This is a genomic window from Methylotenera mobilis JLW8, from assembly GCF_000023705.1.
GTDB lineage: Bacteria > Pseudomonadota > Gammaproteobacteria > Burkholderiales > Methylophilaceae > Methylotenera > Methylotenera mobilis.
The window spans coordinates 190827-208837 of sequence record NC_012968.1; the positions used below are offsets into that span (position 1 = coordinate 190827).

The following is an 18011-nucleotide window of genomic DNA, read 5'->3' on the forward strand; positions in this document are numbered from 1 at the left end:
ATTACTCATGGTTGTTCATTTATGCACTTATTGTGGGCGTTAACCTGAATAAAACCTCATCTGTCTTATTAACTTGATGATTTTAATAGATTAATTATCTGGTATGCCCTTTGCTTATGCTTTATGCATCAAGGGAAGGCGTACATCATGAAAAAATCACCACCGCAATTTTTTAATGAGATGCAATTGGATTTGGCCGCAAGCAGCCCTGACGGGGTGCGTGAGATTTATAAAGCCTATCACCAGTGGTTGAAAAATGTGCCGCATCATCAGCTGAATAGCAAGCGCATGGAGGCTGAGCTGCTGTTTCGCCGAGTTGGTATTACGTTTAATGTATATGGCGAGAATGACGGTGCTGAGCGTTTGATTCCGTTTGATGTGCTACCGCGCATTCTGTCTGCAAAAGAATGGGGTAAGTTGTCCGCAGGCTCTATTCAGCGGGTGAAAGCGCTGAATATGTTTTTGCATGATATCTACCATGAGCAGCACATCATCAAGGCAGGCATTATGCCGGCGACGATTTTAGCCAATAGCCAATATCGGCCTGAGATGTTTGGTGTGGATGTCCCCAATCAGATTTATGCGCATATTGCGGGTGTCGATTTAGTGCGCACCAGCGAATCACAGTTTTACGTGCTGGAAGATAATCTGCGTACACCGTCTGGCGTGTCTTACATGCTGGAAGACCGCAAAATGATGATGCGTTTGTTTCCTGAGCTATTCCGTCAATATCCGATTGCGCCAGTCGAGCATTATCCGCAAGTGTTGCTAAATAATCTGCGCGCGGTGGCGCAAACCAATGTGCATGAACCTACAGTAGTGGTGCTATCCCCGGGTGCGTATAACAGTGCCTATTTTGAGCATGCGTTTTTAGCGCAGCAAATGGGAATCGAGCTGGTAGAGGGGCAGGATTTATTTGTGCGTAATAATGCGGTGTATATGCGCACCACAGAAGGCCCGCAGCGCGTGGATGTGATTTATCGGCGCATTGATGATGATTATATCGACCCACTGGTTTTTAACGCCAACTCCATGCTCGGTGTGCCGGGCTTGCTGTCCGTGTATCGCAATGGCGGGGTGACCTTGGCTAATGCGGTGGGTACCGGCGTGGCGGATGATAAGGCCACGTATATCCACGTACCAGCCATGATACGTTTTTATCTGGGTGAGGAGCCGTTGCTGGAAAATGTGCCTACCTACGAATTAAGCAAAGAAGAGGATTTAGCTTATACCCTGGCGCATTTGGATGAGTTGGTGGTGAAAGAAGTGCAGGGCTCCGGTGGTTACGGCATGTTGGTTGGCCCTGCCGCTAGCAAGCAAGAGTTAGAGGAGTTTCGCCTACGCATCATCTCTAGCCCTGCCAGTTATATTGCACAGCCTACGCTGGCGCTTTCTACCTGCCCCACACTAGTGGCAGAAGGTATCGCCCCGCGCCATGTGGATTTGCGCCCGTTTGTGCTTTCCGGAAAGACTTGCAGCTTGGTGCCAGGCGCGCTGTGCCGCGTAGCCATGAAAGAAGGCTCGCTGGTGGTGAATTCATCACAAGGCGGCGGTACCAAAGATACCTGGGTGCTGGAGGAGGATGTCGCCATGCCCAGCAAAGCTAATATCAATCAAGCGGAGGCGGTGCTATGTTAAGCAGAACGGCAGATCATCTGTATTGGATGGCGCGTTATATCGAGCGTGCAGAGAACATGGCGCGTGTGCTGGATGTGACCTACAATATGTCGCTAGTGCCGAACGCGGCAGAAAGTGAAGCCGCATTATGGCTGCCGGCCTTGGAGATTTCTGGCAATGTCGAAGCCTATGAGCGCGATTACTTTAACGACAGCCAGCGGGAATATACCGCGGCAGGGGTGATCCATTATTTGGCGATGGATATGAATAACCCTTCCAGTATCTATAGTTCACTACGCAGTGCTAGAGAAAACGCACGTGCGGTGCGCGTGGCCATGACATCAGAAACGTGGGAAAACATCAACTCACTATGGCTGGAGTTCGGTCAGTTCTTCGGACAGGACTTGTCACAATCCGGGCTCAGTGAGTTTTGTGATTGGGTAAAAGCACGCTCGCATTTATTCCGCGGTGTGTGTTTTGGCACCATGTTGCGTGATGATGCTTTTAGTTTTGTGCGTTTAGGTACGTTTATCGAGCGTGCGGACAATACTGCACGCTTGCTAGACGTGAAGTACCACTTGTTGTTGCCGGAGCAAGAGGAGGTGGGTGGTGCGGTGGACTATTACGAGTGGAGTGCGGTGCTGCGTTCGGTGTCTGCGTTTCAGGCTTACCAAAAAATATTCAGCGATACCATAGAACCGTGGCGTGTGGCCGAGTTGCTGGTGCTCAGGCGTGATATGCCACGCTCACTGCATGCCTGTTTTGATGAAATCACTTCGATTCTGGAGCAATTGTCCAGCTCGCGTGCCGGTGAGTGCAAACGCATGGCGGGTGAGCTACATTCAAAATTGCGCTTTGGCAAAATGCGCGATATTTTTCAGCGCGGTTTGCATGAGTTTTTAAGTGATTTTATTACCGCCAATAACAAGTTGGGTGTGGAAGTGCATAAAACTTTTTTAAGCATTTCTTAACCCCAGTTTAGGCAAACTATCATGTTACTTAATATTGAGCACCATACGCGCTATGCTTATAGCGCAGATGTGAACTACACCATACAGGAGCTGCGCCTCACCCCGCAGCATGGCCTGGGCCAACATGTGCGGCATTGGGACATTAAAGTGAACGGTGAATTGCAACCCTCACAAGATGCCTACGGCAATATGACGCACACCTTGGTGGTGGATGCACCGCATAGCGAACTGTTGATTGTAGCTGCTGGTCAGGTGGAAACTGGCCTAGATGCTGTGTCGCAGCATATGGCTTTGCCATTGCCTATTTATTTGCGCGATACGCCGCTCACGCAGTACAGTGCAGATATGCTAGCGTTCGCTCAGCCGTACTTGCAACCACAGCGGCAAAGCGCAGTGTTAGAGGACATGATGCATGCCTTGCTGGCGCGTGTGCAATATATTAAAGGCGCAACCCAAGTCACCACTTCAGCCGCTGAGGCATTTGCCTTGGGACAGGGTGTATGTCAGGATCATGCGCATGTGTTCATCGCCTGCTGTCGTGCCATTGCATTACCGGCACGCTATGTGAGCGGATATTTGTTTACAGTAGATGGCAGTTTGATGCAGACTCATGCATGGGCGGATGTGTTTGTTGCAGGCGCCGGCTGGCAGAGTTTTGATGTTTCTAACGGCTGCCGCGCGGGTGAAACCCATGTGCGCCTTGCTACCGGCCTAGATTACCGTAGCGCCAGCCCGATTAGCGGCATGCGCTCTGGCGGCGGTATTGAGGGTATGGCGTCTAGCGTCATTGTGAATCGGGCGGCCTCAATGCAGGAGCCTTTAAAGAAAGTTAATCCGATGCAGTTGCTGGAGCTTGCACAATTAAACCGCGCAGCACGCACTGAGGCCGCGCAAGAGCGGCAAGCGCAATATGCGCAGCAGCAGTAGTTTTTTGGCGAGTAATCACTAAAATGGTATGATTGCCATTCTTCCAAGTTAAACAAAAATTATGACTTATTGTGTCGGTTTATTACTGAAGCAAGGATTGGTGTTGGCTTCTGATACACGCACAAATGCAGGCGTAGATCAGGTAGCTTCTACGCCAAAAATGCATGTTTTTGAGTTGAAGAACGAGCGTGTGATTGTGTTGTTAACAGCAGGTAATCTCGCGATTACCCAATCTGTGGTGAATGCATTGCGTGCGCGTATCAAGAAAAATGAGCAAGATAGCAAGCACTTACATAATGTAGACAGCTTGTTTGATGCGGCAGGCTTGGTGGGTGCTGAATTAAGAGCGGCATTTGAGCGTGATGGTGAGCACTTTAAAAATCATCAGATTGATTTTAACGCCAGCATTCTAGTGGGCGGCCAAATCAAAGGTGAGCAGCCGCGTTTGTTCAATGTATATGCGGCGGGTAATTTTATTGAGTCTACGCAAGAAACGCCGTATTTTCAGATTGGTGAAACCAAATACGGCAAGCCTATCATCGACCGCGTGGTGGAGCAGGGCAGCGATATCATGGACACGGTGAAATGTGTGCTGATTTCATTTGATTCCACCATACGCAGCAACGTTTCTGTGGCGGCACCGATAGATTTGCTGATTTATCGGGTGGATAGCCTGCATGCTGACTGCCAGCAGCGCATTACAGAAACCGACCCGTATTACTTACAAATCCGCCAAGGCTGGGCTGATGGCTTGCGTTCGGTATTTAGCGCATTACCAAGCCCGGATTGGTGTTAATCTAGCTCACTAGATTATTTTTAAACCTGATTGTTTAATAATCAGAACATATCGCTATAGAGAGTTGTCATCAGAATGGTTCCAGGTAATCTTTTTATCATCACCGCAGCGTCTGGCGCAGGTAAAACCAGCCTAATTAAGGCCTTGCTTGCTGAAGATACGCATTTGAAACTATCTATCTCGCACACTACGCGCAAGCCGCGCCCTGGTGAGCAAGATGGTGTTGATTATCATTTTGTGGATGATGCTATGTTCTTGCAGATGCTGGGCGAAGCAAAATTCTTAGAAAGCGCAGAGGTGCACGGTGCGCGCTACGGTACTTCGCAGTCTGCCGTAGATGCGCCGTTGCAAGCTGGGCATGATGTGATTCTGGAGATTGACTGGCAGGGTGCGGCACAAGTGCGTCGCCTGTTTCCTAATGCCATCAGTATCTTTGTATTGCCGCCTTCTATCGAGACGCTGGAACAGCGCTTGAATAGCCGCGGACAGGATAGCCAAGAGACTATATCCAAACGCGTTGCCGCTGCGCGTGCTGAAATGCGCCATGTGAGCGAGTTCGATTATGTTACAATTAACCACTATTTTGACGTAGCGTTGCAGGACATTCGCGCTATCATCCGCGCCCAGCGTTTAGTTGGTGCCGCACAGTTGCAACGTTATGGCAGTTTAATTCAAGCGCTTACTTAATTTCTGGGTTGTATATGGCTTAGATGGCTGTTATCTAAGCGCTTGCTGGTCTTTTAGTTATTAATTTTGTTTATCATTAGGAAATATCATCATGGCACGTATCACGGTAGATGACTGTTTAGAAAAAATCCCAAACCGCTTCCAATTAACTTTAGTGGCTGCATATCGTGCCCGTCAGTTGCACAATGGTGCAGAGCCGCAAGTTAACGTGCAAAACACACGCGACAAATCAACCGTGGTTGCATTGCGTGAAATTGCTGCGGGTAAAGTTGGTGTGGAAATTTTAGCGCGCGGACACTCGTAATCTGTCGCGTCTTGTTATTGATTAATTTGCATTTATTAACTTTTTCATACAAGTAGTGACGCCGGTATGTCAAAAACCGCAAACAATCTTAAAGCGGAATTATCAAAGTTAACATCGGCTCCCTTGCTGCCTGCGGACAGCGAGGGCTCAGCCTTAAGCATACGTTTAAACTCGTATTTAAAACCTCAAGATATAGAACAAGTATGGGATGGCTATCGCTATGCCTATGCCGCCCACGATGGCGTGGTGCGTAAAACTGGCGAGCCGTATATCACGCATCCGGTTTCTGTGGCCTGCATTCTGGCTGATTTGCACATGGATGTACCCACTATCCTCGCGGCGCTGCTGCATGATGTGGTAGAAGATACCGACATTACCACCCTAGATATCAAACAAAAGTTTGGTCCGCAAGTTGCAGATTTAGTCGATGGCGTGACCAAGCTGGATAAAATCGAATTTCAAAGCGCGAGCCAGGCGCAGGCGGAGAACTTCCGTAAAATGCTGTTGGCGATGTCGCAGGACGTACGTGTGATTCTAGTCAAGCTGGCTGACCGCTTGCACAACATGCAAACGCTGGAAGCCATGCGTCCAGAAAAACAACGTATCATCGCCAAAGAAACACTGGATATTTACGCACCAATCGCCAATCGCCTAGGCCTGAATGATGTGTATCAGGCTTTAGAAGACCTCAGTTTTAAATACCTTTACCCCATGCGCTATAACGCCATTTCTAAAGCGATTATGGCCGCGCGTGGCAATCGTAAAGAAGTGATTAGCAAAATATTAGAGTCGATTAAAAAGCAGCTGGCGGACTTTGGTATTGAGGCGGAAGTATCCGGCCGCGAAAAGCATCTTTACAGCGTATATAAAAAGATGACGAGTAAGGCCACGCCGTTCTCGCAAGTGTATGATATTTATGGCTTTAGAATCGTAGTAAAAGATTTACCCAACTGTTATTTAGCATTAGGTGCGCTACACGGTTTGTATAAGCCGATTCCCAGCAAGTTTAAAGACTATATTGCCATTCCCAAGGCCAATGGTTACCAGTCTTTGCACACGACTTTATTTGGCCCGTTTGGTACGCCCATTGAGGTGCAGATTCGTAGCGCCGATATGCATAATATTGCAGATGCGGGTGTGGCTGCACATTGGCTGTACAAGGCCAGTGATGCGCAGCTGACCGCCTTGCAACAGCAAACCCACCAGTGGCTGCAACGCTTGTTGGATATTCAGAACGAGAGCGTAGACTCGCTCGACTTCCTTGAGCATCTGAAAATTGATCTGTTCCCGGATGAGGTGTATGTGTTTACGCCTAAGGGTTCTATCATGGCGCTGCCTAAGGGCGCCACCGCGGTGGATTTTGCCTATGCCGTGCACTCTGATATTGGTAATAGCTGCGTGGCAGTGCGTATTAACCACGACTTAGCGCCATTGCGCACTGAGATGCATAATGGCGACCACGTGGAGATTATTACAGGCTCTTTGGCTAAACCTAATCCGGCTTGGCTCAATTACGTGGTCACCGGCCGCGCCCGTGCGCATATCCGTCATTTCTTAAAATCGCAGCAATCTACAGAGTCTGCACACTTGGGCGAGCGTCTGTTGAACAAAGCGCTGCGTGCCTTGCATGTAGACCCTAGCCAGATTTCAGAAGAGCACTGGCAAAAGCTGATTCGCGATTATGGCGTGAAGAAAAAATCTGAAATCTTGGCTGACATAGGCTTGGGTAAGCGCCAAAATGTGATGGTGGCGCACCAGTTGGTGGCAATGACAGATGACCATGCCGAGAAGCATACCAAGCTGCCCGCTGCATCGTTGGATACCATCACCATCCGCGGTACTGAAGGCATGGCGGTACAGTTTGCACCTTGCTGTCGACCGATTCCAGGGGATCCTATCTTAGGCTTTATCAACAAAGATAAAGGCTTGGTGATTCATACGCATGATTGCCCGAGTGTGCGTAAATTCAAACTAGACCCGGATAAGTGGCTGGATGTAGAGTGGGAGCCAGAAAGCTCGCGCTTATTCAAAACCAACTTAAACTTAACCGTGGCTAATCAGCCTGGCATGTTGGCGCAAATCGCTGCCGGTATTGCCGATGCGGGTTCTAACATTGATAACGTCAGCGTAGAAGAGGCTGATGGTAGCGCCTATGCTAATTTGTACTTTACCGTACAGGTGAAAAACCGGGTGCATTTGGCAGAGCTGATGCGTGGCCTGCGTAAGATTCCCGATGTTGTACGTATTAACCGTACCAAAGGCAGCGCTGCTGGCAATGGTAAAAATCCGAACGTAAAACTATACTCACAGTAACTATCCGCACCGTAGAGCTAAAACAAGCAGTCGTAGCGACGCAAGATTTCTTTAACAAACCGTGGTTTAACTAAATGACAACTAATACAAAACAAATTATTCAAACAGAAGGCGCACCGGCAGCCATTGGCACTTACTCACAAGCGGTTAAAGTAGGCAATACCGTGTATCTATCAGGTCAAATTGGCTTGGACCCAGTAACCATGCAAATGGTCGATGGGATTGAGGCGCAAATACACCGCGTGTTTACCAATCTAAGAGCGGTAGCTGACGCGGCAGGTGGTAGCTTGGCAGATGTGGCTAAACTGAATATTTTCCTAACGGATTTATCCCATTTCACTTTGGTGAATACCATTATGGCTGAGTACTTTAGTCAGCCATACCCAGCACGCGCTGCGGTAGGTGTTGCTTCATTGCCACGCAACGCGCTGGTTGAAGCTGATGCCGTGATGGTGATTTAAGTAAGCCATCTGCTGGCTTAAGACACACTTTAATTTACGTTGTTAGGTAAAGTTGTCTTAGGTCAGCCTATTCAATGTGACGCAACTCACTCAAATTAAAGCCTATACCAAACCCATGATTGCCAACCTGGCAAAATTGGGCATTAGCAATCTACAGGGCTTATTGCTCCATCTACCGCTACGTTATATTGATGAAACCCATGTCACCGCAGTGCGTGATTTACGCATGGGCGAGTCGGCGCAGGTGGAGGGAGAAATTGTCCATGCCGAGGTCAGCTATAAGCCACGCAAGGCATTGATTGCCAGGCTGGAGGATGCCAGTGGTCAGCTCACGTTACGTTTTCTACATTTTTACCCCAGCCAGATTAATGCACTCAAAGTCGGCAATACGCTACGTGTCTATGGTGAGGTGCGTAGCGGTTTCTTTGGCTATGAAATGGTGCATCCTACCTGCAAAGCCGTAGGTGAAAAAACCATCGTGGCAGAAACCTTAACACCGGTTTATCCCACGGTTGCTGGTTTGAGCCAAGCTAGTCTGCGTAAGGCGATCGGTATTGCCTTGCAGCAGCAAGGTGAGATGCATGAAACCTTGCCGGCAGCGTTATATGCCGATTTAAACCTGCCTAGTTTTGCTGCAAGTTTGGTGGCATTGCATCATCCTCACCCTGAGGTCAGTCTGCGCGCGCTGGAAAATAAAAGCACGGCACATTGGCGGCGCTTAGCCTTTGATGAGTTGTTAGCACAGCAGTTATCTATGCGTAAACATTATGCGCGCCGCCGCAGCGTGAGTGCTCCGCAATTCAAGCGTTCTAAACAGCTGATTTCTGCCTTGCTGAAAAGTTTGCCGTTTGCGTTAACCAGCGCACAGCAGAAAGTAGCGTTGGAAATCGAGCATGATTTAACGCAGGCACACCCAATGCAGCGCTTGCTACAAGGGGATGTCGGCAGCGGCAAGACCATTGTGGCATGCATGGCTGCCTTGCAATGCGTGGAAAATGGCTGGCAGGTTGCGCTAATGGCACCTACGGAAATTTTAGCGGAACAGCATTATCGTAAGATGCTGAGTTGGCTGCAGCCGCTCGATATCAAGATTGCCTGGCTTACAGGCAGCCAGAGTAAAAAAGACCGCGATACTGCGCTGGCATCTATTGCCAATGGTGAGGCCAAGCTAGTGGTGGGCACGCATGCCTTGTTTCAAGAGGCGGTGCGCTTTAAAAGCCTGGGATTGGCTATCATTGATGAGCAGCACCGGTTTGGCGTGCATCAGCGCTTGGCGTTGCGTCAAAAAGGCCAGCCTGAGCCACATCAGCTGATGATGTCTGCCACACCGATTCCACGTACGCTTTCCATGAGTTATTACGCAGACCTTGATGTGTCGGTGATTGATGAATTGCCGCCTGGACGCTCACCTATCGTGACCAAAATCGTGTCTGACGCTAGGCGCGAAGAAATTTTGCAGCGCGTGCGCGAGGCGTGCTTGCAGGGTAATCAGGCCTATTGGGTATGTCCGCTGATTGAAGAGTCAGAAGCGCTGCAACTAGCAACAGCCAATGATACTTATGCACTGATGCAAGAGGAGTTTCCCGAGTTGAGGATTGGCTTGGTGCATGGCCGGATGAAGCCCAGTGAGAAACAGGCTGTGATGGCCGAGTTCAGTGCAGGGCATACGCAGTTATTGGTCGCTACCACCGTAATCGAGGTGGGGGTGGATGTGCCTAATGCCAGCCTGATGGTGATTGAGCATGCAGAGCGTATGGGGCTATCGCAATTGCACCAATTACGCGGCCGCGTGGGTAGGGGCGCGGCAAAAAGCACCTGCATTTTGCTCTACCAGAATAAGTTGTCTGAAACTGCACGTGCCAGATTGAAAGTAATTTATGAAAGTAATGATGGTTTTGCTATTGCGCAGGCCGACTTGCAAATACGTGGCCCCGGTGAGTTGCTGGGTGTGCGCCAAAGCGGTGTACCCATGTTGAAAATTGCCGATTTAGAGCGCGATGTGGATTTGCTGGAGGCGGCAAAGGCAGCAGCAGATAAGTTGCTGCAAAGCTATCCAGCAGAAGTTGAGCGACATTTGGATCGCTGGATGAGTACTGCCGGCGAGCTGGTTAAGGTGTGATGGTTCCGGATTTTATTCACTACATGCGATAATTCTGCCGTGAAAATACGTAAAAACACCCCTCAAGCACGCTATCGCTGGTTAGTTAAACCATTGCACAGCCGCACCTACCGTCCATGGCTGATGCATGCCCAATCCTTAACCGCTAAATTACAGCAAACCTATGTGGATTTTTATGTGGCACCGCTCACCGTGGCGCTGCATAAACCAAACCGAGATGAGGCTGCTCTGCTAAGTTTAGCTGCGGATAAAGTTGCGCTGGTGCGTAATGTACTGCTGTGTGGCGGTGGCGCAGCTGTGGTGTTTGCGCATAGCGTACTGCCAAGCAACGGTTTGCGTGGTGTGTGGCATGGCTTGGGTAGGCTGGGTAACAAACCGCTGGGAGCCACCTTGTTCGCCAACCCCAAAGTCAAGCGCACCGCATTAAGTTATAAAAAACTCACATCTAATCACGTGCTGTATCAGCATGCGAGCAACCATCTAATGGTTAAGCCCAGCTATCTGTGGGCGCGCCGCTCAGTGTTCAGTCTGGGCTGCGCTAGCATTATGGTTACTGAAGTTTTCTTGCCGAGCATTGTTATCCCATGAAACTACAAGACTTAGTCAAAAAGATTAATAGCTACGAACGCTTGATGCGTTTAGATAAACCAATCGGCATTTTGCTGTTGCTTTGGCCCACGTTATGGGCGTTATTGATTGCCGCAGCCGGTAAGCCAGATTGGATTATGGTGCTGATTTTTGTAACTGGCACAGTTTTGATGCGTAGTGCCGGCTGCGTGATGAACGATATCGCTGATAGCCAGTACGATGGCATGGTGGAGCGTACGCAGTTTCGCCCTTTACCCAATAAAGAAGTGACTAAAAAAGAAGCGTATTTATTGGCATTAGCGCTCAGTGTCATCGCCTTTGGCCTAGTCTGCCTACTGAATACGTTAACCATTCAGTTGTCAGTGTTGGCCTTATTTTTAGCCATGACATACCCGCTAACCAAGCGTTTTTTTGTGATGCCACAGGCATATTTAGGCGTGGCTTTTGGTTTTGGTATCCCTATGGCGTTTGCTGCAGTGACCGATGCGGTTCCTGCCGTGGCGTGGTTGCTGTTGTGTGCAAATGTGTTCTGGGCGATTGCCTACGATACTGAATACGCGATGGTGGATAGGGAAGATGACTTAAAAATAGGCATTAAATCATCCGCTATTACTTTTGGTCGCTTTGATGTGGGCGCTATTATGCTGTGTTATGGCATGACCTTGCTGCTGTTAGGTGTTGCTGGCTATCTGCTTGAGCTGTCCTGTGTGTATTTTTTCGGTTTGGGTTTGGCTGCCGGCGTAGCGGTGTATCACTACTATTTGATTAGAGGCCGCGTCAGGGCAAAATGCTTTCAGGCGTTCTTAGGCAATAACTGGTTTGGTTTCTTTGTGTTTGCCGGTTTGCTTGCGCATTACTGGGTTTAAGTCGCGACTCAAAGTACTTAAGGGTAATTAAATGACACGAGTTATAAACACACGCGTTTAAATATGAGCCTATTAGTTTGAGTGTGTGGTATTGGCGCGCTGTGATTGGTCGGCATTATTTCTTGGGTTTACTCTAGGATTTACTTATCGGATTTAGGTAAATCCCATTCAATAATGTTGGAATCTTTGCTTTTCTTGCGGGCTGATTCTTCCTCAGTTTCACTTGTTGTAGCCTCGGTGGGCACTGTTTCGTCTGAGTAGATATCTTCTGGATAGGTATCTAGGGGGAACAGAAACTCTTCTGCCATATCATTAGGTGCGGCTGCCAAGCTTGGTGTAGCTAAGTTTGGTGTAGCTAAGTTTGGTGCAGCGAAGTCTTCAGACTTTTGCGCTAGATCTGCTTGCTTACCCGCGCCTTGGTTGGCAAAGTTTGCATTGTCAAAGGGTTCGCCACTAAAGCTTGGTACCACGATCTCCATGTGGTCATCAAAGTCGGCCAGCATGTCTACTTCGTAAGACGGCACTTTTTGAAACGGTGAGTTCGCGAATTGCGCGTTCATGTCTTCCTGTGTCGGCCTGCCCCATGTCGGTTTCTCTGATGTCTCCGGGAATGGTGCAACCGTAAAGTCTGCATCGCTAATCGTGTTTGCTTTGGATTTTGTCTTGTCTAAATCGTCTGTGGCGGCATCAAAAGCGCTGTCATTGCCAAAAGCATCGCTATTAAAAGCAGCAGTATTAAAGACGGCGGCGTTATCTGAAGCGCTGCGAGTTGGAGTGCTACGCTCGCTCGCCGCCTTGGATGTGGTGCTGTGGTACGGTGTGCGCTGGTTAGCAGCAATGCCGGTGTTAAGCAACTCGGCAATGCGTTTTAAGAAGAGCAGCTCTTCAAAGTTATTGGGTGAGAAGCCCTCTGCCGGCTGTGCGTATTGATCGTAAATCAAATCATGCAAGAACTTAACGGCAAATGGTGAGCCCCAAGCGCCCTCAAGTCTAGCCACGATATTTGAATATTCTTCAATTGAGGCAGTATCTTCTTTGTTAGCATCGGCGAAGTTCGGCGCTTTGATATTAAAATATTTGTTGGCTTCCACCACGGTTGCATCATACTCAGCTTCCGTACCTTCTTTGCCAAGGAGTGATAACAACTTAAGCCAGATTTTGGGTGACTCAGCCGGAAAGTCATTCAAATGATTTTGCAGTAACTGAATTGCCAATAGTGGACGCTCATGCTCAATAAAAACATCTGCATTGTCTATAATGCTGTCGTGCTCATCACTTGTCTGTTCTGCGGGCGCTAAAATGCCGCTCTTGGCGGGCATTGTCGGTGTGCCTTCGTCGTCTGTATAGTCGTCAAGAAAGCTGTCTGAAAAATCATTATCTTTGCTTACCTTGTAATCAGCAGTGGGCTGTGTTGTCGTCCTGAGTGATGCTTGTTCGTTATCTGTATCGCCGTCCGCATTAAACCAATCCTGCTCTTGTTTTATCAGGCGTTTGGTAATAATGGCACGGCGTAGCCATTCTAGTGCCGCGAATGCCAGTATCGCAGCTGCTACCATCCAGGCGTAGTTTAACCAGCCAGATTGCTGCTCGGCTAACGCATTTTTTGCTTGCACGGCTTCATTTTTTAATAATGTGTTTTGTGTTTGCAGGCTGATAATCTGTTTTTCAAGATGTGCCAGTCGATTCGATATCATGGTTGCCTCATCCTCTACGTCGGTGCTGCTAGGTGAGGTGGCAGGCGGTGCACGATCTAAATCTATTTGTGTTGCAAACTGTAGGCTAAGTTTATGTTCTGCCCCTGATGCATCCGCTGGCAAGCTGCCACCAGAAATACTTAAGTATGGCTTGCTGGCGGCATCTGGTTTAACTGGTTCTGGTTTAACAGGTACAGCGGGCTCACTGACGCTAGCCGCTGGTGTCGGTTTTGTACTGGGCTTGCCTACATAGGCTTCCATGATTTTTTCATCAGCACTGGATGCCGTGTTGGCGTGGCGTTTCTTGGGTTTACGTTTTGCCTTGGCTGGTGGCGCATAACTGTTGGCGTCATCAGCTGTGTAGCCGTTTGCGTCTGCATTGCTTGAAGGTTTAGTTTTGCCGCCCACTTGCTTGCCAGCATTGTTGCTTGCACTGGCTGTGGTAGTGCTAATAGCTGCTTCGCTCTGAGTAGATGCAGGGTCTAGTAGTAAAACATAGTCACGGTGCAGTTGTGGTTCGCAATGATAGGAAACGCGCAGGCTAAGAATCGGCTCGGTAATCACAGACTGCGTGGTGATCGTGAGCAAGTAACCATCTTTTACTGAACTTAGTGTAGAGAATGCCTTCTTAAAGGCAGGTGTGTCGTTGGTGTCGGTTATTGTAAAACAGCTGATATCTGGCGACTTTTCAACGTCTGTGACATTTAATTTAACAATGAGTGATTCACCCAGATACGATTTAAGCGTAGCTTCACCCAAACCTAGCGCGAGGCTCGCGTTGGCATAGAAGGCAAAAATAAGGGATATGAATAATCTCAAAATATGTTTGTTTTCAAATTGTTATGCTAATTTTTATTGCATTGTTAAGCCGGTCTGTTAGAATCTCGTATGTGCAGACAGGCTATGGTAAAGCGCTTACAATGCAATGTAACACTACCATAACAAAAAGCACAACTCATGCCAATGTTATGTGTTGGTGTGAATATCAAGCAATATATGGATGCGAGTTGCTTGATATGGCGCTAAACATGTTATTGCAAGTCAGCAATAAACTTAAAAATATTGAGCGAACAGTATAATACTGTTTGACAAGACGTATTTGTTTAGCATAAAATCCGCCTCTTAATTTTTTTAGCTCACAGTATTGGTAACACGATGAAAACCTTTTCAGCAAAATCACACGAAGTGAAGCGCGATTGGTTTGTGGTTGATGCCACAGACCTAGTGCTAGGCCGTTTAGCTAGCGCAGTTGCACACCGTTTACGCGGCAAACATAAAACAATTTATACGCCTCACGTTGATACAGGTGATTATATAGTTGTTATTAATGCCGACAAATTAATTGTAACTGGTAACAAAGCGGATGGTAAGCTTTACCACCGTCACTCTGGTTATCCAGGCGGTATCACAACAACTACATTCTCTAAAATGCAAGATCGTTTCCCAGGTCGCGCTTTAGAAAAAGCGGTTAAAGGCATGTTGCCTAAAGGTCCTTTAGGCTATGCAATGATCAAAAAAATGAAGGTTTATGCAGGTAGTGAGCATGACCATGCGGCACAACAACCGCAACCATTGACCATCTAAGGATAAAAAATGATCGGTAAATATAACTACGGTACAGGCCGCCGCAAAAGTTCAGTGGCGCGCGTGTTCTTGAAATCAGGTAAAGGCAACATCATTGTTAATGACAAGCCAGTTGATGAGTATTTCTCACGCGTGACATCACGCATGATTTTGCGTCAACCTTTAGAGTTAACAAACAACACAGCTAGCTTCGACATCATGGTTAACGTAATCGGTGGTGGTGAGTCTGGTCAAGCTGGTGCAGTTCGTCATGGCATTACACGTGCTTTGATCGACTTTGACGCTACACTGAAAAGTGCATTGTCAAACGCTGGTTATGTAACACGTGATGCACGTGAAGTTGAGCGTAAAAAAGTTGGTCTACGCAAAGCACGTCGTCGTAAACAATTCTCTAAACGCTAATCTGGCGGTTGGATTGGAAAAAGGTCGCTTTGGCGGCCTTTTTTATTGGATGAAAAAGATAGAGCGCTTATAATCAGTACACTGATCATCAATACACTTGGTAAATGAATATAAACAACATGGCATCGAAAAAGATTAAAGTAGGGATTGTTGGCGGCACTGGGTATACTGGTGTCGAGTTGTTGCGCCTATTGGCGTTGCATCCAGATGTAGAGTTAACGGCGATTACCTCGCGTGGTGACGCTGGCCTGCCCGTTGCTGATATGTTCCCTAGTTTGCGTGGCTATGTTGATTTGTCGTTTTCCGACCCTGCCTCGGCAAATTTAACTGCGTGCGACGTCGTATTTTTTGCTACGCCTCATGGTGTGGCCATGAGTCAGGCGCAGGTGTTGTTAGATGCCAATGTGAAAGTTATTGACCTTGCGGCGGACTTCCGTCTGCAAGATACCGCCGTATTCGAGAAGTGGTACAAAATGCCGCATAGCTGTCCCGATGTGTTACGTGATGCGGTGTATGGCATCCCTGAACTTAATCGTGACAGTATTAAATCGGCTAAGGTGATTGGTAACCCAGGCTGCTATCCGACCACTGTGCTGCTAGGTTTGGCGCCATTGCTTGAGCAGGGCTATATTGATTTTTCTGCACCGATTGTGGCTGATGCGAAATCAGGCGTGTCTGGTGCAGGCCGCAAAGCTGAAGTCGCCACGCTATTTGCAGAGTCTAGTGATAGCATGAAGGCGTATGGTGTAGCAGGGCATCGCCACCACCCTGAGATTCATGCACAGCTGACGCAATTGGCCAATGCCGATATTCAGTTTATTTTTGTGCCACACCTTATCCCGATGATACGCGGCATGTTGTCTACCATTTACGTGAAGCTGACTGACGCTGCACAAGCGGTAGATTTGCAAGCTTTATATGAGCAACGTTACCAACATGAGCGTTTTGTGGATGTGATGCCAGCCGGTGCGCTGCCAGAAACGCGCTCTGTGCGTGGCTCTAATCAGTTGCGTATCGCTTTGCATAAACAGCAGGCCGCGGGTTATTTAACCTTAGTGGTGGTACAGGATAACTTGGTAAAAGGTGCTGCCGGCCAAGCCGTACAAAATATGAATATCATGTTTGGCTTTGATGAACGCAGCGGACTAGAAGTGCTGCCGTTGTTACCTTAACAGAATGAAGCCCGTTCGCCGTAGAATTCGCCGTCATTTTGGGCTAACTGCCAAGCAAGTGGCCGTGCGCTCCAAGCGTCCATGGTACTTTCAGACCGGTGCAGCCTTTGTCTTTGTTGGCTTGGGTTATTTTGCTGCTTATTGGCAATATGCTACAGGCAATGAGAGTTTGCGTCAGACCATGCTGGATAATCAGGCATTGAATACCAAAGTGATACAAGTGGAGCGACAGTTGCAAATTGAACAAGCCGCACAGAGTGTTTTAACCAAAGAGTTGCGTGAAGTGCAGGATGAGAATATTCATATTAAAGAAGATTTAGCTTTTTATAAGAATATGACCAATAGTAAAAGGTAATCGTACTTACTTTTTATGGCAGTACCATGCGTAGTAGTCTATGAATGAGTTAGCTATCAAAGTTTAGAGGATTTACGATGTTTTTTAAAAAAAGTAACCGCGTGCAAAACACCATAGACACATTGATTGGCGTGGGCACTCGAGTCGAAGGTAACATCCATTTTTCTGGCGGTTTGCGTGTTGATGGCACGGTAATTGGCACTGTAGCTGAACCTAATGACCAACCGAGCACACTAATACTTAGTGAGTTAGGCCGTATTGAAGGCGCGATTACTGCATCTAAAATGGTGGTGAACGGTACTGTAGTTGGCCCGGTGAAAGCAACACAGTTTATTGAGCTGCAAACCAAAGCGCGTGTGACTGGCGATGTTTATTACAACACCTTAGAGATGCATACCGGTGCCGTGATCGAAGGAAAATTGGTTTATTTGGATGATAATGCAGAATAAGCTAGTGTTTTTTGGCTTTTGCTATTGAAATTCAGTGCGTTAGGTCGCATATTAGTGAAAATATTTTATTGAAATTTTAGGAGTACACCATGAGTACAGTTGCAGAAGTTCAGGAATTAGACATTCCTTCACCTTTAGTTTTTACCGATAATGCAGCGAAAAAGGTAAAAGAGTTAATTGAAGAAGAAGGTTCGCCAGATCTCAAGTTGCGCGTTTTTGTAAGCGGTGGCGGTTGTTCAGGCTTCCAGTATGGTTTTACGTTTGAGGAAGAAGTGAATGACGACGACACCCAAGTGCAGAAAGATACTGTAACTTTGTTGATCGATCCTATGAGCTTACAGTACTTAATGGGTGCAGAGATTGATTACCAAGACAGCTTGCAGGGTTCACAATTCGTGATTCGTAATCCGAATGCGCAGACAACCTGCGGTTGCGGTTCATCATTCTCAGTTTAAACTAAGCGCAGTTTAGATTTAGCTAGATTTTAAGGCACGCCTGATGAGTAGAGATGCATAGGTATCTACTCATCAGGCGTGTTTTATTTTTTTAGCGCCAGTATGCATCAATGGACGTGTGTCTTTATCCATCGCTGCGGGAGTCAGTCTGTGCTGGATCTTAGTGGATTATTTGAGTGTTGTGGCTGCGTGCTGTAAAGAACTGGTGCAGCACTAAAATTACTTGCAGTTCAGGTGCAATTGCTGCGGTA

The 18011-nt window shown here is 47.7% G+C and carries 18 protein-coding genes; 17 read left to right on the top strand and 1 reads right to left on the bottom strand.

What is annotated here, in order from left to right:
- The first annotated feature begins 147 nt into the window (after positions 1-147).
- From MMOL_RS00880 to ubiA, 11 genes are all read left to right on the top strand, one after another.
- Positions 148-1638, top strand: a complete 1491-nt coding sequence (locus MMOL_RS00880) for a circularly permuted type 2 ATP-grasp protein (RefSeq protein WP_012777546.1) — start codon at positions 148-150, stop codon at positions 1636-1638.
- Positions 1632-2588, top strand: coding sequence for an alpha-E domain-containing protein (locus tag MMOL_RS00885; RefSeq protein WP_012777547.1), 957 nt, complete (start codon positions 1632-1634; stop codon positions 2586-2588). The genes MMOL_RS00880 and MMOL_RS00885 overlap by 7 nt, the downstream gene beginning before the upstream one ends.
- Before the next feature lie 21 nt (positions 2589-2609).
- The gene (locus MMOL_RS00890; RefSeq protein WP_012777548.1) at positions 2610-3515 is read left to right on the top strand and encodes a transglutaminase family protein; all 906 of its coding nucleotides are present in this window, start codon (positions 2610-2612) and stop codon (positions 3513-3515) included.
- A 61-nt stretch (positions 3516-3576) separates the two neighbouring features.
- The gene (locus tag MMOL_RS00895) at positions 3577-4311 is read left to right on the top strand and encodes a proteasome-type protease (protein WP_012777549.1); all 735 of its coding nucleotides are present in this window, start codon (positions 3577-3579) and stop codon (positions 4309-4311) included.
- A gap of 75 nt (positions 4312-4386) precedes the next feature.
- Positions 4387-4998 (top strand): guanylate kinase, encoded by a 612-nt coding sequence (gene gmk / locus MMOL_RS00900; protein ID WP_012777550.1) that lies wholly within the window; start codon positions 4387-4389, stop codon positions 4996-4998.
- Between the two features lie 91 nt (positions 4999-5089).
- On the top strand, positions 5090-5302 hold the full coding sequence (gene rpoZ, locus MMOL_RS00905; protein WP_012777551.1) for a DNA-directed RNA polymerase subunit omega: 213 nt from the start codon (positions 5090-5092) through the stop codon (positions 5300-5302).
- 66 nt (positions 5303-5368) lie between these two features.
- Entirely contained in the window at positions 5369-7615 is a 2247-nt protein-coding gene (locus MMOL_RS00910; RefSeq protein ID WP_012777552.1) for a RelA/SpoT family protein, read from the top strand.
- Positions 7616-7689: 74 nt separating this feature from the next.
- Positions 7690-8076 carry a RidA family protein gene (locus MMOL_RS00915; RefSeq protein ID WP_012777553.1) on the top strand — a complete coding sequence of 129 codons (387 nt, stop codon included), beginning with the start codon at positions 7690-7692 and terminating at the stop codon, positions 8074-8076.
- Between the two features lie 76 nt (positions 8077-8152).
- The gene (gene recG / locus MMOL_RS00920) at positions 8153-10195 is read left to right on the top strand and encodes an ATP-dependent DNA helicase RecG (RefSeq protein WP_012777554.1); all 2043 of its coding nucleotides are present in this window, start codon (positions 8153-8155) and stop codon (positions 10193-10195) included.
- Positions 10196-10234: 39 nt separating this feature from the next.
- Positions 10235-10783, top strand: a complete 549-nt coding sequence (locus MMOL_RS00925; protein WP_012777555.1) for a chorismate--pyruvate lyase family protein — start codon at positions 10235-10237, stop codon at positions 10781-10783.
- Positions 10780-11649, top strand: coding sequence for a 4-hydroxybenzoate octaprenyltransferase (ubiA, locus tag MMOL_RS00930; RefSeq protein ID WP_012777556.1), 870 nt, complete (start codon positions 10780-10782; stop codon positions 11647-11649). The genes MMOL_RS00925 and ubiA overlap by 4 nt, the downstream gene beginning before the upstream one ends.
- Before the next feature lie 140 nt (positions 11650-11789).
- On the opposite strand, the gene MMOL_RS00935 is transcribed toward ubiA, so the two are convergent.
- A complete protein-coding gene (locus MMOL_RS00935) occupies positions 11790-14162 on the bottom strand; it encodes a type IV pilus assembly protein FimV (protein ID WP_012777557.1) in 2373 nt (790 codons plus the stop codon).
- Positions 14163-14498: 336 nt separating this feature from the next.
- Between MMOL_RS00935 and rplM the strand changes: the two genes are divergently transcribed.
- The 6 genes from rplM (at position 14499) to erpA (ending at position 17760) form a co-directional block, all read left to right on the top strand.
- Positions 14499-14927: a 50S ribosomal protein L13 gene (gene rplM, locus MMOL_RS00940; protein WP_012777558.1), complete on the top strand. Its 429-nt coding sequence runs from the start codon at positions 14499-14501 to the stop codon at positions 14925-14927.
- Positions 14928-14936: 9 nt separating this feature from the next.
- On the top strand, positions 14937-15329 hold the full coding sequence (rpsI, locus tag MMOL_RS00945; RefSeq protein ID WP_012777559.1) for a 30S ribosomal protein S9: 393 nt from the start codon (positions 14937-14939) through the stop codon (positions 15327-15329).
- 119 nt (positions 15330-15448) lie between these two features.
- The gene (argC, locus tag MMOL_RS00950; protein ID WP_041928508.1) at positions 15449-16501 is read left to right on the top strand and encodes an N-acetyl-gamma-glutamyl-phosphate reductase; all 1053 of its coding nucleotides are present in this window, start codon (positions 15449-15451) and stop codon (positions 16499-16501) included.
- Between the two features lie 4 nt (positions 16502-16505).
- Entirely contained in the window at positions 16506-16856 is a 351-nt protein-coding gene (locus tag MMOL_RS00955) for a DUF6776 family protein (RefSeq protein ID WP_012777561.1), read from the top strand.
- A gap of 77 nt (positions 16857-16933) precedes the next feature.
- Positions 16934-17305, top strand: coding sequence for a bactofilin family protein (locus MMOL_RS00960; RefSeq protein WP_012777562.1), 372 nt, complete (start codon positions 16934-16936; stop codon positions 17303-17305).
- A gap of 89 nt (positions 17306-17394) precedes the next feature.
- A complete protein-coding gene (erpA, locus tag MMOL_RS00965) occupies positions 17395-17760 on the top strand; it encodes an iron-sulfur cluster insertion protein ErpA (RefSeq protein WP_012777563.1) in 366 nt (121 codons plus the stop codon).
- The last annotated feature ends 251 nt before the right edge of the window (positions 17761-18011 follow it).

Coding starts and splice junctions, on each gene's coding strand:
- MMOL_RS00960 (WP_012777562.1), top strand. CDS start 16,934: ATGTTTTTTAAAAAAAGTAACCGCGTGCAAAACACCATAGACACATTG.
- MMOL_RS00955 (WP_012777561.1), top strand. CDS start 16,506: ATGAAGCCCGTTCGCCGTAGAATTCGCCGTCATTTTGGGCTAACTGCC.
- rpoZ (WP_012777551.1), top strand. CDS start 5,090: ATGGCACGTATCACGGTAGATGACTGTTTAGAAAAAATCCCAAACCGC.
- rplM (WP_012777558.1), top strand. CDS start 14,499: ATGAAAACCTTTTCAGCAAAATCACACGAAGTGAAGCGCGATTGGTTT.
- MMOL_RS00890 (WP_012777548.1), top strand. CDS start 2,610: ATGTTACTTAATATTGAGCACCATACGCGCTATGCTTATAGCGCAGAT.
- MMOL_RS00880 (WP_012777546.1), top strand. CDS start 148: ATGAAAAAATCACCACCGCAATTTTTTAATGAGATGCAATTGGATTTG.
- MMOL_RS00910 (WP_012777552.1), top strand. CDS start 5,369: ATGTCAAAAACCGCAAACAATCTTAAAGCGGAATTATCAAAGTTAACA.
- rpsI (WP_012777559.1), top strand. CDS start 14,937: ATGATCGGTAAATATAACTACGGTACAGGCCGCCGCAAAAGTTCAGTG.
- gmk (WP_012777550.1), top strand. CDS start 4,387: ATGGTTCCAGGTAATCTTTTTATCATCACCGCAGCGTCTGGCGCAGGT.
- erpA (WP_012777563.1), top strand. CDS start 17,395: ATGAGTACAGTTGCAGAAGTTCAGGAATTAGACATTCCTTCACCTTTA.
- argC (WP_041928508.1), top strand. CDS start 15,449: ATGGCATCGAAAAAGATTAAAGTAGGGATTGTTGGCGGCACTGGGTAT.
- MMOL_RS00895 (WP_012777549.1), top strand. CDS start 3,577: ATGACTTATTGTGTCGGTTTATTACTGAAGCAAGGATTGGTGTTGGCT.
- MMOL_RS00915 (WP_012777553.1), top strand. CDS start 7,690: ATGACAACTAATACAAAACAAATTATTCAAACAGAAGGCGCACCGGCA.
- ubiA (WP_012777556.1), top strand. CDS start 10,780: ATGAAACTACAAGACTTAGTCAAAAAGATTAATAGCTACGAACGCTTG.
- MMOL_RS00885 (WP_012777547.1), top strand. CDS start 1,632: ATGTTAAGCAGAACGGCAGATCATCTGTATTGGATGGCGCGTTATATC.